This is a genomic window from Paenibacillus sp. J31R30, from assembly GCF_059692115.1.
The window spans coordinates 1,223,985-1,237,903 of record NZ_JCAUAV010000001.1; the positions used below are offsets into that span (position 1 = coordinate 1,223,985).

Annotated in this window: 15 protein-coding genes; all 15 read left to right on the top strand. The window is 47.1% G+C overall.

Going from position 1 to position 13,919, the window contains the following annotated elements; genetic code table 11:
• The first annotated feature begins 19 nt into the window (after nucleotides 1-19).
• Nucleotides 20-3,595: a chromosome segregation protein SMC gene (gene smc, locus AC58QO_RS04730; protein ID WP_497264114.1), complete on the top strand. Its 3,576-nt coding sequence runs from the start codon at nucleotides 20-22 to the stop codon at nucleotides 3,593-3,595.
• A 33-nt stretch (nucleotides 3,596-3,628) separates the two neighbouring features.
• A complete protein-coding gene (ftsY, locus tag AC58QO_RS04735) occupies nucleotides 3,629-4,618 on the top strand; it encodes a signal recognition particle-docking protein FtsY (RefSeq protein WP_497264115.1) in 990 nt (329 codons plus the stop codon).
• An 81-nt stretch (nucleotides 4,619-4,699) separates the two neighbouring features.
• Nucleotides 4,700-5,050 carry a putative DNA-binding protein gene (locus AC58QO_RS04740; protein WP_497264116.1) on the top strand — a complete coding sequence of 117 codons (351 nt, stop codon included), beginning with the start codon at nucleotides 4,700-4,702 and terminating at the stop codon, nucleotides 5,048-5,050.
• Nucleotides 5,051-5,080: 30 nt separating this feature from the next.
• Entirely contained in the window at nucleotides 5,081-6,439 is a 1,359-nt protein-coding gene (gene ffh, locus AC58QO_RS04745; RefSeq protein ID WP_497264117.1) for a signal recognition particle protein, read from the top strand.
• 37 nt (nucleotides 6,440-6,476) lie between these two features.
• The gene (gene rpsP / locus AC58QO_RS04750; protein ID WP_028558245.1) at nucleotides 6,477-6,749 is read left to right on the top strand and encodes a 30S ribosomal protein S16; all 273 of its coding nucleotides are present in this window, start codon (nucleotides 6,477-6,479) and stop codon (nucleotides 6,747-6,749) included.
• Nucleotides 6,750-6,775: 26 nt separating this feature from the next.
• Nucleotides 6,776-7,006, top strand: a complete 231-nt coding sequence (locus AC58QO_RS04755) for a KH domain-containing protein (protein WP_028558246.1) — start codon at nucleotides 6,776-6,778, stop codon at nucleotides 7,004-7,006.
• Nucleotides 7,007-7,089: 83 nt separating this feature from the next.
• Nucleotides 7,090-7,605: a ribosome maturation factor RimM gene (gene rimM, locus AC58QO_RS04760; RefSeq protein WP_497264118.1), complete on the top strand. Its 516-nt coding sequence runs from the start codon at nucleotides 7,090-7,092 to the stop codon at nucleotides 7,603-7,605.
• Complete coding sequence (trmD, locus tag AC58QO_RS04765) at nucleotides 7,602-8,372, top strand: tRNA (guanosine(37)-N1)-methyltransferase TrmD (RefSeq protein ID WP_497264119.1); 771 nt, start codon at nucleotides 7,602-7,604, stop codon at nucleotides 8,370-8,372. The genes rimM and trmD overlap by 4 nt, the downstream gene beginning before the upstream one ends.
• Nucleotides 8,373-8,534: 162 nt before the next feature.
• Nucleotides 8,535-8,876, top strand: a complete 342-nt coding sequence (gene rplS / locus AC58QO_RS04770; RefSeq protein WP_028558249.1) for a 50S ribosomal protein L19 — start codon at nucleotides 8,535-8,537, stop codon at nucleotides 8,874-8,876.
• Nucleotides 8,877-8,977: 101 nt separating this feature from the next.
• Complete coding sequence (gene lepB / locus AC58QO_RS04775) at nucleotides 8,978-9,589, top strand: signal peptidase I (protein WP_497264120.1); 612 nt, start codon at nucleotides 8,978-8,980, stop codon at nucleotides 9,587-9,589.
• Between the two features lie 11 nt (nucleotides 9,590-9,600).
• Complete coding sequence (gene ylqF / locus AC58QO_RS04780; RefSeq protein WP_056624869.1) at nucleotides 9,601-10,464, top strand: ribosome biogenesis GTPase YlqF; 864 nt, start codon at nucleotides 9,601-9,603, stop codon at nucleotides 10,462-10,464.
• 134 nt (nucleotides 10,465-10,598) lie between these two features.
• Complete coding sequence (gene rnhB, locus AC58QO_RS04785) at nucleotides 10,599-11,261, top strand: ribonuclease HII (RefSeq protein WP_497264121.1); 663 nt, start codon at nucleotides 10,599-10,601, stop codon at nucleotides 11,259-11,261.
• 75 nt (nucleotides 11,262-11,336) lie between these two features.
• Nucleotides 11,337-13,196 (top strand): TP0910 N-terminal domain-containing protein, encoded by a 1,860-nt coding sequence (locus AC58QO_RS04790; RefSeq protein ID WP_497264122.1) that lies wholly within the window; start codon nucleotides 11,337-11,339, stop codon nucleotides 13,194-13,196.
• The gene (locus AC58QO_RS04795; protein WP_497264123.1) at nucleotides 13,193-13,507 is read left to right on the top strand and encodes an EscU/YscU/HrcU family type III secretion system export apparatus switch protein; all 315 of its coding nucleotides are present in this window, start codon (nucleotides 13,193-13,195) and stop codon (nucleotides 13,505-13,507) included. The genes AC58QO_RS04790 and AC58QO_RS04795 overlap by 4 nt, the downstream gene beginning before the upstream one ends.
• Nucleotides 13,508-13,885: a YraN family protein gene (locus AC58QO_RS04800; protein ID WP_497264124.1), complete on the top strand. Its 378-nt coding sequence runs from the start codon at nucleotides 13,508-13,510 to the stop codon at nucleotides 13,883-13,885.
• Nucleotides 13,886-13,919 lie beyond the last annotated feature (34 nt).

The following is a 13,919-nucleotide window of genomic DNA, read 5'->3' on the forward strand; positions in this document are numbered from 1 at the left end:
AATTTTTGAGGTGAGACCATTGTTTTTGAAACGGATCGAATTATCCGGATTTAAATCATTCGCGGACCGGACGGAACTCGAATTTGTGCGAGGCATTACCGCGGTTGTAGGTCCTAACGGGAGTGGAAAGAGTAATATCTCCGACGGGATCCGTTGGGTATTAGGGGAACAAAGCGCGAAGTCCTTGCGTGGCGGTAAAATGGAGGATGTCATTTTTGCTGGCAGCGATGCACGTCGTGCAGTGAATTATGGTGAAGTCTCATTAACATTAGATAATTCATCGCAATCGCTTCCACTGGACTTTAATGAAGTTACAGTGACACGAAGAGTTCATCGCAATGGCGATAGTGAGTATTTGATTAACAAACAGCCTTGCCGCTTGAAGGATATCACGGAGTTGTTTATGGACACGGGTATCGGGAAAGAAGCTTATTCCATTATTGGACAAGGTCGTATTGAGGAAATTTTGAGTACGAAATCGGAAGATCGTCGAGGTATCTTTGAAGAAGCTTCGGGGATTGTTAAATATAAATCGCGTAAGCGCGAAGCGGAGAAGAAATTGAATGATACCGAGCAAAATTTGCTGCGGATCCACGATTTAGTCTCTGAGCTTGAGGATCAAGTTGAACCGCTGCGTGATCAGGCGGAGAAGGCGATTCGGTTCAAAGAGCTGAAGGAAACACTCAAGAGCAGTGAGATTTCCATGTATGTTCATCAGATCGATCAGATCTATGTCGCTTGGAATGACGCCACACAGCTGTTAGAGAAGCTAACGAAAGAGCAAACGGAGCTCTCTACGATTGTGAGCCAGCATGATGCGCATTTGGAGAAGCATCGTTGGGAAACGCGTAGACTAGAAGAAGAACTAGAGAAGCTGCAAGAAAGCTTGCTAGGTCTAAGTGAAGAGTTTGAGAAATGTGAGGGTCACGGTGAGGTTCTCAAAGAACGGAAAAAGAACTATGTGACGAATCATCAACAGCTAAGTACAACAATCGCTATGCAAGAGCAGCGTAAATTAGATAAAGAAGCTGACTTGAGCGAGCAACGGGAGAAAATCATTCAGATTGGCGCGCAGTTATTCGAGTTCCAAGCCAAGCTGACTGCAGAAGAGCAGCGCTTACAAGGGGTAAGCGGTGGGATTAGTTCTTCGCCTGAGGATCAGCTAAAAGGTGAGTTGCTGGAAACGCTCAATCGTATGGCGCAGTCTCGCAATGAAATTCGGTACGCCGAGCAGCAAATCGAAAGCATTGGCCGTCGTTTGGACAGACTCGATGAAGAGCGTCAAAAATGGGCGGATCAACGTGAAAGCATTACGCGCCGTAAGCAAGAGCTTTCAACGAAATTGGCAGAAACGGTTGGAGATATTGAGCGTGCTAGACAAGAATATGTCCAATTAACGCAAGCACTGAAGAGTAAGCAAGGACTGTTGGATGAAGCGCAGGCTATGGTACGTAAGTGGGAGCAGAAGCTCGATGCTTTAATTTCCCGCCGCGACACGATGAAGGAAATGGCCAATGATTATGATGGCTTCCAGCAAGGGGTTAAGGAAGTACTTAAAGCAAAAACGCGTAAGGATTTGCGCGGAATTCGCGGTGCGGTCGCAGAGCTTGTCAAAGTTCCTGCCAATGTGGAAGTGGCAATTGAAACAGCATTAGGCGGCGCTCTACAAAATATCGTCGTCGAAACCGAAGCAGACGGCCGTGAAGCGATTGCTTTCTTGAAGCGTCGTCAAATGGGACGGGCTACTTTCCTGCCAATGAACGTTATTCGCGGGCGTTCGATCTCAGACCATGAGAGTCAGACGTTGAAAGCCTCGAAGGGCTTTGTCGGGATTGCCGTTGATCTTGTTTCCTTTGAATCTACCTATCATAATATTTTCTCTAGCTTATTAGGGAACGTTGTTATAGCAGAGAGTTTAGAAGATGCCAATCATATCGCAGCGAAAGCCCAATATCGCTATCGCGTTGTAACGCTGGAAGGCGATGTTGTCAATCCAGGCGGTTCCATGACAGGCGGGAGCTTGCAGAAGAAGTCGACGAACTTATTGGGACGCCAACGTCAAATCGAAGAGCTGGATGCCGAGATCGCGACTTCAGAGGGGCAGCTTAGTGGCTTGCGCAGCCAATCCAGTTCCTTGAAGCGTGAGATCACTGATGAAATGTTGAAAGTTGAACAGCTTCGACAACTGGGTGAGCAGCAGCGTATTACGGAGCAACAAATTCGCGCGGAACTGAATCCGCTGGAATCAGAGAGTCGCACGGTGGAAGAGCAGCTAACTCTGGATAGTCAAGACAGAGGTGCTCTGCTGGAAGAGCGGACTGAATTTAGCCGCAAAAAAGTCGAGAGCGAAGGTGCGCTCGCTCAGCTGCAAGAAGAGGAAGCCTCACTTCAACAAGCGATTCGAGATGCCGAGAGCTCTCGTAAGGCAAGCGAATCTGAGAAAGAAGAACTGCAAAGTCAATTGACGGATTTGAAGGTGATGGTGGCATCAACATCGCAAGAAAAGCATTCCCTTCAAGATCAACAAAGGCGCTTGCAGCAGGATTTAAGTGAAGTGGAACGTGAGATTGAAGTCAATCGCAACCTGCTAGCGCAATTGGACAGCGATATGGCAACACTTGAACAGGAAACCGTGCAGCAGATCGAGCTGTTAAATGACTTGAAGCTTAAGAAGCAGCAATGCTCCGAAAGTATAGAGTTCAAACGCGCTGAACGTGCTGACTGGCTGCAAAAGCTAGAACAAGGTGAAAATGAGACACGTACGCAGCGGATTCAGCTGAAGCAGGTTGAAGAAAATCTCCATCAAACCGAAGTGCGCGTGACGCGCCTGGATGTGGAGCTTGAGAATCTGCTCAAAAAACTTGCTGAAGAATATGAACTTAGCTATGAGCTGGCCAAAATGCGTTACCCTGTCCCTGAAGATATTCAAGGTACGCAAAGTAAGGTGCGTGAGCTGAAACGTGAAATTGCTTCACTAGGTGATGTGAACCTAGGTGCAATTGAGGAGTATGCGCGCGTGTCAGAACGCTTCGAGTTCTTGAGCTCGCAAAAGGATGATTTGATCGAAGCAAAAACAACCTTGTATCAGGTCATTCGCGAAATGGATCAAGAAATGTCCAAACGATTTAAAACAACATTCGATGCGATTCGCTCCCATTTTGGCGTCGTATTTGCTAAGTTGTTCGGAGGCGGCCGCGCAGATTTGATTCTGTCCGAGCCAGAGAATATGCTGGATACAGGTATTGAGATTGTGGCCCAACCGCCTGGTAAAAAGCTGCAGAATCTTCAATTACTTTCTGGTGGAGAACGCGCGCTGACTGCGATTGCCCTTTTGTTCTCCATTATTCGCGTGAAACCAGTGCCGTTCTGCGTACTGGATGAGGTAGAAGCCGCACTGGATGAGGCGAACGTATCTCGATTTGCCGAGTATTTGCGAGAGTTTTCGGAAATGACACAATTTATCGTCGTTACACATCGTAAAGGGACGATGGAAGAGGCTGACGTTTTATATGGCGTTACGATGCAAGAAGGCGGCGTTTCTAAGCTCGTATCTGTCCGTTTAGAGGATGAGGAAGCGACGATGACAGCATCTTAAAGTGAAATTAAAGGATATATTTTAGGAGGAACTATGAGTTTTTTTAAACGATTGAAAGAAAGTATTTCAGGTAAGGCCGAAGCGGTAACGAATAAATTTAAAGAGGGTTTAACGAAAACGCGCGATGCGTTCGTGAACCGTGTCGATGATTTATTTAGCCGTCGTAAGAAAATAGACGAGGATTTTTACGAAGAACTTGAAGAAATCCTAATTGGCGCGGACGTCGGCGTAAATACAGTGCTGAAATTAATTGATGAACTTCGCGCTGAGGTTAAAAAGCGTAAAATCGAAGATCCTGCTGAGCTTCAGCCGATCCTTTCAGAGAAATTGATTGAGTTGCTTAAAGGTGATGCAGGCGCGGGATTGAATATCAATCCCAATGGCCTAACAGTTATCTTGTTCGTTGGAGTGAACGGCGTAGGCAAGACGACGACAATCGGTAAAATGGCTCATATGTTCAAATCTCAAGGTAAAAAGGTGTTGATGGCCGCTGGGGATACGTTCCGTGCTGGCGCCATTGAACAGCTCGAAACTTGGGGAGAGCGCGTTGGTGTCGATGTGATTAAACAACAGTCCGGCGCAGATCCTGCCGCGGTCATGTACGATGCTGTGCAAGCAGCCAAAACGCGTAACGTGGATATCCTTTTATGCGATACAGCGGGCCGATTGCAGAATAAAGTGAATTTGATGGAGGAGCTTAACAAAATCTATCGCGTTATTCAACGTGAAGTTCCGGATGCTCCCCATGAGGTTATTCTCGTTTTAGATGCAACAACAGGACAAAACGCGCTTAGCCAAGCGAAACTTTTCGGGGAAAAAGCAGGTCTTACGGGCTTGGTATTATCCAAATTGGATGGTACAGCTAAAGGTGGAATCGTCGTAGCGATCCGTCAAGAACTCTCTCTACCGGTTAAATTTGTAGGCCTTGGTGAGAAAATGGATGATCTGCAGCCGTTCGATTCCGAGCAGTTTGTACATGCGCTTTTTGGCAAATGGATAGGCGAAAATACTGACAAGGTATAATGCTTGACAATCATCTTGGAATTCAGTATGATAGGTTCTGTTGTGCTGCTGTCAAGTGTGCAACCTTTACGGAGGTAGATTATGACTGTCGATCCTATGTTGGAGAAAACGAATCGCATTAACCTGCTGTTTGATTTCTATGAGCCATTGTTGACCGATAAGCAGCGAACATTCCTTGAACTGTATTTCCATGATGATTACTCCCTCGGGGAGATTGCGGAGAACTTCACAATTAGCCGCCAAGCGGTGTATGAACATATTAAGCGTGCCGAAGTGACACTTCATGAATATGAGAGTAAGTTACAGCTGTTACATAAACACGAACAACGCATGAAGCTGCGTCAAGACTTAGATATTGGGTTGCATGATTGTGATCCGGTGCTAAAGAGGAAAGTGACTGAGCTTTTTGATACAATAGTAGGCATGGGTTGAAACCATTGGTAGAAGCAGGAGGTGAAGCGCATGGCATTTGAAGGATTAGCAAACCGATTGCAGAATGTGTTCGGCAAGCTGAGAAGCAAAGGTAAGCTGACGGAAGAAGATGTAGGCGAAGCGCTTCGCGAGGTACGATTGGCACTGCTTGAAGCGGACGTTAACTTTAAAGTCGTCAAAGATTTTATTGCGAAGGTGAAAGAGCAAGCTATCGGACAAGAAGTTCTGAAATCTTTCACGCCAGGCATGGTTGTTATCGATATCGTGAACAAAGAACTTACGGCCCTTATGGGTGGGACACAGAGTAAGCTTGCACGTTCGAATCGACCACCGACGGTTATTATGATGGCGGGTTTGCAAGGGGCAGGTAAAACAACGACCTCAGGCAAATTAGCTAAAATGTTGTTGAAACAGAATCACAGACCGCTTCTTGTCGCGTGTGACATTTATCGTCCCGCGGCGATCAAGCAGTTGGAGGTGCTTGGCGAACAGCTGAAGGTGCCGGTTTTCTCCTTAGGTGATAAAGTGAACCCTGTCGAGATTGCGAAAGCAGGACTTCAACACGCGAAGGATAACGGCAATGACTATGTGATTATCGATACTGCAGGTCGCTTGCACATTGATGAGAACCTCATGGACGAGCTCAAAAATGTCCGTGAAGCAACGAGTCCTGATGAGATTTTGCTAGTTGTCGACGCGATGACGGGGCAGGACGCTGTCAATGTTGCAGAAAGCTTCCACCAACAGCTTGAATTATCAGGCGTTGTGTTAACCAAACTAGATGGAGATACACGCGGTGGTGCTGCGCTTTCCGTCAAAGCGGTGACAGGTTGTCCGATTAAGTTCGTAGCCAGCGGCGAGAAAATGGATGCGTTAGAGCCATTTTACCCTGACCGTATGGCCTCAAGAATTCTCGGAATGGGCGATATGCTCTCCTTAATCGAGAAGGCGCAAGCCGGTATCGATATGGACAAGGCGAAAGAGATGGAGCGCAAAATGCGCAACGCCGAATTCACCTTCGAGGATTTCATTGAGCAGATGGAGCAAGTGAAGAAGATGGGGCCTCTTGACCAAATTCTTGAAATGCTGCCTGGTGCGAACAAGATTAAAGGCATGAAAGATATGAAGGTTGACGAGAAGCAAATGGCTCGCGTTGAAGCCATTGTGAAATCCATGACAACCGAAGAAAAACGTAAACCGGAGCTTCTGAATGCGAATCGTCGCAAGCGGATTGCAGCGGGAAGCGGAAATTCGGTGCAGGAAGTCAATCGCTTCATTAAGCAATTCGATGATATGCGTAAAATGATGAAGCAGTTCTCAGGCATGATGGGCCCGAAAGGCGCCAAAGGCATGAAAAAGTTAGGTAAGGGATTTAAATTCCCCTTTTAAATAAGGTTGTTTATTCTAAGTAGGAGGTGATTTTTCAATGGCAGTACGTATTCGTCTTAAACGTGTAGGCGCTCATAAAGCTCCTTTCTACCGTGTCGTGGTTTCGGATTCCCGTTCCCCGCGTGATGGTCGTTTTATCGAAGAAATCGGTACTTATAATCCAATTGCTGAACCAGCAGCTGTGGTTCTTGATGAGGAAAAAGCGCTTAAATGGCTTCAAACTGGCGCTCAACCGTCCGATACAGTTCGCAGCCTGTTCTCAAAAGCAGGTTTGATGACTAAGTTTCACGAGCTGAAATTACAGAAGTAATCTGTTATCTTTCGGAGGGTGGGTTCATGAAGGATCTTATCACCGTAATTGCTAAGGCTCTTGTCGATCATCCGGAAGAGGTACGTGTCGCTGTGGTGGAGAAAGAGGACAAGATCGAGTACAGGCTTTCTGTTCATCCCGACGATGTCGGAAAAGTGATTGGCAAGCAAGGCAAGATTGCGAAATCGCTCCGCACGGTAGTCACGTCGGCAGCTGTGAAAGAAACGAAACGGGTAGCCGTTGAAATCGTTTCATAAGAAATGAGGTTAGGATTTAATTCCTAGCCTTTTTTCGCATATGGACAAGTAGGTAATTTAATGTGGAGGTTGGGCAAGCGCATATGACGGAAAAACTAGTGACGGTTGGTAAAGTTGTAAATAGCCATGGGATTCGTGGAGAACTAAAAATAGTACCAGAAACGGATTTTCCTGAACGATTTGATGTGGGAAATTCTTTGATCATTGTAGACTCTCAAAATAAGCAAACGCCGGTGACAGTGAAAACGTCCCGCTTACATAAAAACGTATTTATCGTGTTGTTTAGCCAATTCTCTAACATCAATGATGTTGAGAAGTTCAAAGGCTCCCTGCTGAAAATTGAGGCGAAGGATCAAAAGCCGCTGGAAGAGGGAGAATATTATTACCACGAAATCATCGGCTGTAAAGTCGTTACGGAAGAAGAGCAAGAATTAGGTCTTATTTCTGAAGTGCTCACACCGGGTGCGAATGATGTGTGGGTTGTTTCTTTGCCAAAAGGAAAGCAGCTGTTGCTGCCAGTCATCGATGATGTCATCCTTAACGTGGATATTCCGAACAAAACGATTCGGATTCACTTGATGGAAGGGTTAATGGAATGAGAGTTGATGTCTTAACCTTGTTCCCGGAAATGTTTGAGGGCGTGTTTTCTTCTAGTATTTTGGGGAAAGCACGTGATAAGGGGATCGTTTCGCTCGACACGGTTAATTTCCGGGATTATTCAACGAACAAGCATAATACGGTCGATGATTATCCCTACGGCGGAGGTGGAGGCATGGTGCTAAAGCCAGAGCCGATCTTTGGAGCCGTCGAAGATTTGCCAACACATCGGACAGCTGAGGGAGAAGAGGTAAAGCCGCGGGTCATCCTGTTATGTCCGCAAGGTGAGACCTTCACGCAGAAGAAAGCGGAAGAACTAGCCGGTGAGGAGCATCTTGTATTTATTTGCGGTCACTATGAGGGGTATGACGAACGGATCAGACAGTATCTGGTGACGGACGAGCTGTCAGTCGGTGATTATGTACTAACCGGTGGTGAAATACCCGCTATGGTCATTATAGACAGCGTAGTGAGGCTATTACCCGGGGTGCTCGGTAATGAAATGTCCGCTGTGACGGATTCCTTCTCGACAGGACTTCTGGAGTATCCTCATTATACGAGACCTGCGAAGTTCAGAGACTGGGAAGTTCCAGAGATGCTGTTATCAGGTCACCATGCCAATGTGAAAAAATGGCGGCTTAAAGAATCACTCATCCGTACGTTGGAGCGTCGGCCAGATTTACTTGAGGGTCGAGCTTTGTCCAAAGAAGAGAAGATTTGGGTAGCCGAATGGAAAAAACAGAAGCAGGAGCAAGCGCAAGATATATAAGTCCTCGGAATCTTCTCTATTGAATTTATCCTTGGACTATGATATTATATATTCTGTTGTGATTTTTTCAACAGTTCGAGTCTGGTGGTCCTCTACGCATAACAACTTAGATGTACTAACTATTAGCGGAATGAACACCTGTGTGGAAGGAGGGAGTCAACTATGAATCTTATTCAAGAGATTACGAAAGAGCAACTCCGTACGGATATTCCTAATTTCCGTCCAGGAGACACACTTAAAGTACACGTAAAAGTTATCGAGGGTACACGTGAGCGTATTCAGCTGTTCGAAGGTGTTGTTATTAAACGCCACGGCGGTGGAATCAGCGAAACGTTTACAGTTCGTAAAATTTCTTACGGTGTGGGTGTGGAAAGAACTTTCCCATTCCATTCTCCGAAGATTGACAAGATTGAAGTGGCTCGCCGTGGTAAAGTTCGTCGTGCGAAACTTTATTATCTGCGTGGTCTTCGTGGTAAAGCAGCAAGAATTAAAGAAATTCGATAGTAAAATGGGGGGCTTGTTCAGTCAAGTCTCCTTTTCATTTTTTCTGTACATAATAGGACATAATAGAGATCATACCAAAACTGGAAGAGAGGCCGTCAGTGATGGAACATAACGATCAAATGCAACCTAATCAGCCGATCAGTGCTACACCAGCAAAGACCGTGCAAACAAAAAGTGAAACGTGGGAATGGATTAAAGCGCTAGTAATTGCAGGAGTACTTGTTATTATTATTCGTTGGTTCCTCTTCTCCCCATTTATTGTTGATGGAGATTCGATGCATCCGAATTTCTTTACGGGTGAGCGATTGATCGTCAATAAAATAGTGTACGATATTCGTGATCCGAAGCGCGGCGAAGTCATCGTCTTCCATGCACCTGAAGGCAAAGATTATATCAAGCGTGTCATCGCACTCCCTGGAGAGACCGTCAAAGTAACAGGGGACAAGGTGTACATTAACGGTCAAGAGCTCGCTCAACCTTATATTCAGGAAGCGATTGATCAAGCAGTGAAAGAAGGACATCCGTATAATACGTTACTGGATTTCCCTGAAACGAAAGTTCCTGAAGGCGAGATCTTCGCTATGGGTGATAACAGACCGAATTCCAAGGATAGCAGAACCAAAAGTGTTGGGTTTGTGCCTTACAATAAAATCGTAGGCCGCGCAGAAGTGATTTTCTGGCCGGTGAACAAAATAAGTTTCATACATTTTTGAGGTGAAGAGAAATGACCATTCAATGGTTTCCCGGTCACATGACCAAGGCTCGCAGACAGATCGAGGAAAAGCTTAAACTGATTGACGTCGTGATTGAGCTCTTGGATGCCCGCATCCCGCTTTCCAGCCGGAACCCGATGGTTGATGAGATTTTAAAAGGCAAGCCCCGTCTCGTATTGCTTAACAAGAATGACCTTGCCGACCCGCAAGTGACGGCCGAATGGGTGAAATACTTTGCGGACCAAGGCTTACCTGCCTTGCCGATTGACGCTGCGAACGGAACGCATGTCAAGGAGATTTTGCCTAGAGTCAAACAGCTTTGGGCCCACAAAATTGAGACGATGCTGCGCAAAGGGATTAATCCTCGTGCGATTAGAGCGCTCATTGTTGGGATTCCGAATGTCGGTAAGTCCACACTGATTAATCAGTTAGCAGGTAAGAAAATTGCTGCAACCGGAGATAAGCCAGGTGTGACCAAAGGGCAGCAATGGATCAAAGTCGGTACTGAAATGGATCTGTTGGATACACCGGGGATTTTGTGGCCTAAATTCGAAGACCAGATGGTTGGCATGCGGTTGGCTGCAACAGGGGCCATCAAGGAAGAACTGCTGCATTTAGATGACGTAGCATTGTTTACCATTAAATATATGGTTCAGCATTATGGAGCTGGTATCCAAGAGCGCTTCGGGGTTCAGGAGTTGCCAGAGGATATGGATAATATTCAGGAGATGGTGAAGGTCATGGAGGCGATCGGGCGTAAGCGCGGCGCTATTGTGAGCGGGGGCAAGGTCGATTTGGACAAAGCTTCTCTCATTATTATTCGTGATCTTAGAGCAGGGAAAATGGGCCGTATTTCCTTGGAAAGACCATTTTAATGAACGAAACAGGAAGAACCTGGGGCGCAAGCCTTGGGTTTTTCTTTTTGTACCGAGAGGACGTAGAAAAAAATGGGTCTGGCTTGACGAAGCGCCGTTCCTTTATAATGAAATGATGGAAAGGGGCGGATAGTGTGCTAGAACATGAGATAGAGATATGGGAACAAGGCTTCACGGCAATTGCTGGAATTGATGAGGTTGGTCGCGGGTGTTTGTTTGGGGATGTTGTGGCTGCAGCAGTTATTCTTCCAAAGGGATATGTGCTTGAAGGGGTCAATGATTCCAAAAAGCTTTCGGAAAAGAAACGCGAGCTGCTTTTTGATCAGATCATGGATGAGGCCATTTCAGTAGGCATTGGCATAGTAGATGTCGAGGGTATAGAGGCATTGAATATCAAGCAAGCATCCAGATTAGCTATGAAACAAGCTGTAGAGAAGCTACATATTGTACCGGACTATTTACTTGTTGATGCTGAAAAGGTAGAAATTGACCTGCCTCAATCAGCGATTATACATGGGGATGCATTAAGTCAATCCATCGCAGCTGCTTCCATCATCGCCAAAGTGACGAGAGATCGCATGTGTGCGGAGTGGGACGAGCAGTATCCAGAGTACGGAATTGCAGTACATAAGGGTTATGCAACGAAACACCATAGAGAGATGTTGCTTAGGTATGGTCCTACGCCTTTACACCGGAAATTATTTATTCGCAATATTATGGCGCAGCTCGAAGCCCAAGAGAATGAAAAGCTAGAGAACGAAGTGAAAAGCGAACAGCTCTTATTTGATTTCATCTAAATCAATCTAGTGTAACGAAAATGGCATCAGACACCGATAATATACATACGTGGAATCAGATTCGAGGTGAGCTTTATGAATATTAGTAGTTTAATTCGTAACCTGGTTGGGGATTTAACAGCGGCTGATCCGAAGACGCTCGAATTAAAGGTAGGACAAATCGTCAAAGGCGTTGTGCTTCAACTCCTAAGTGAACAGGAAGCACTAGTGAATATAGGTGGTACGTTAGTTCGTGCAAAGCTGGAAACGCCTCTAAAGCAAGGTGATGTGACCATGCTGCAGGTTCAACCTGAATCCAAGGGCGGTCAAATTCTATTAAAGCCGCTTGTCGCTTCGGATGTGCAGATTGCGGATGACTCGCTCGGTGAGCTTCTCAAAGCTTTTGAAGTCAAGGATACGGCAGGCAATCGTCAAATGGTTCAGCAATTGCAGCAGCAAGGCGTTCCTGTGTCCAAGGATAATGTGAAGGCATTCGAGTCTGTCATGCGAGAGATGCCACAGGGAGCTAATAAAGAGGAATGGCTGCAAGCGGCTGTGCTAGCCTCGAAGAAGGGATTGCCGCTTACACCTACGACTGTGGAAGCTTTAAAGCAAGTGACGACCGGCCCTTCGGCGGGCCGGGTGTTAGAACAGCTCGAGCAGCAGGCGGTCGCGCTGCTTGAGCAAGACCCGACACATCCTGCGGCGGATACCGCCAAGCAGGTTGTGTCGCTGCTGAAGGAGCTGCGCGCGACGGCCGCAGCTGTGCGTCCTGCGGAGCCGGCTGCGCCAGCCTCCGCCGCGGACGAGCCTGCGGCTGTGCCGCCGCAGGCAGGGTCATCAGTACCAGCTGCTGCGCAGGCTGGTGGCAGTACCGCGGCTGCGCCGCGTGGCAGCGAGCCTGCGGCCGCTGCCGGTACAGCCCCGCCCGCCGTGCCAGCAGCGGGCGAAGCACCTCCCGCGCCGGCAGCTGGCGCGGCATCGCTGGCCGCCACGGCGAAGCCGGCGGCCGACCAGGCTCAGGCGCGCAGCGCTGAGCCTGTGCGGCAAGGCGAACCGCTGCAAGCGGGTTCGCTAGCGCCCTTGCCCGCGCAAGAGCCCCTTGCGAAGCAGGAGGGGGCTCTTGCAACCAGAGAGGCGCGAGCCAGCGCAGCGCCTCCGATCGAGCCGCAGGCTGATCCAGAAACCAACTGGATCAGCAAGATGCTCAAAGCCGTCGGCGTTGAGCACGAATCCCATGTTGCAGTAAGTGTCGCCGCAAAGCTGGACGAGCGCGGCAATTCAACGCCGGTGCGCCAACAAGCGACAGATAACTCATTTTCGCTTTTTAGCACCAACGCTTCGGAAAATCAACAAGGCGATACCGTGAAGCCAGCAGTAACGGAAACGCTTAAGAGTCTACTGCTTCAGCTCACAGCGTCAGAGGATACTCCAGCCCCACTAAAAGAAGCCGCGCAGCAAGCTGTCAGCCAAATTACGGGGCAGCAGCTCATGCTAACGAATGACAAGAATGCGATGTTTACTCAAATGACGATGTTTGTCCCATTCTTGGACAGTTCCGGACAGCAAACGGCAGCTATTCATATACAATCCCGCAAAGGTAGCCGTGGCGAGGTAGATGCCAGCAACTGTCGGCTTTTGTTTGATCTTCAAATGAAAGTCATGGGCAATACATTGCTAGATGTTCAAGTCGTTAACAAAATTGTTTCGTTAAACATTCATAATGATCATCCAGCTTTAGCGGGATTGATGGAATCTTCTAAAGAAGAAATTGTAGCTGCCATGAACAGTGTCGGCTATCAGTTCATTTCATTAAAATGTTCGCCATATCCGAAGCCGCTTGAAGTTCAGGAAGGGAAGGAAGAGGCTGGTAAAATAGGATCGTTGGATGGAAGGGTAGATTTAAGTGAACTTTATCGACCTAGAACCTATAAAGGGGTTGATGTTCGCGCATGAGTCCTTCCAAAAAAGCACCTGAAGAATCGCAGCTAACCCCGATTAAGAAGGCGGTAGCTCTTCGCTATTCACCAGAAGTACAGAAAGCCCCAACCCTCATTGCCAAAGGGAAAGGGCATATGGCTGAAGCGATTTTACAAAAAGCGAAGGAAAATGGCATTCCCATTCAAGAAGATAAATCGTTAGTTGAGGTATTATCTAAACTTGACCTGGATCAAGAAATTCCTCCGGAGCTTTATCAATTGGTAGCTGAGGTACTTAGTTTTATATATCGGTCCGATGGGCGGATGAGAACTTCGAGGCACGATTAGATGAATAAACTGCCAAAAGATGATCGTAAACTGTTGGGAAGACAAGGGGAAGAGCTGGCGTTCGCATACCTTGTTGATCAAGAGTACCAGATAATCGAGCGAAACTGGCGATGTCGTTCAGGTGAAATCGATATCATAGCTGGGAAAGCCGATAAACTTATTTTCGTTGAAGTTCGAACGAGACGTCCTTCCAGCCGATTTGGTACTGCCAAAGAATCCGTAGATTATCGCAAACAGGCGAAGGTACGGGATATTGCACAATTTTATATGCATCGCTATCAGAAATACGAGCAATCCATACAATTCGATGTCATAGCAGTTGAAATGACCGACCTTAACGCAGAACCGAAGATTGTACATATACAGGGAGCCTTTTGACAGTCATTTATCCTAATGACGAGTCAGAAGGCTT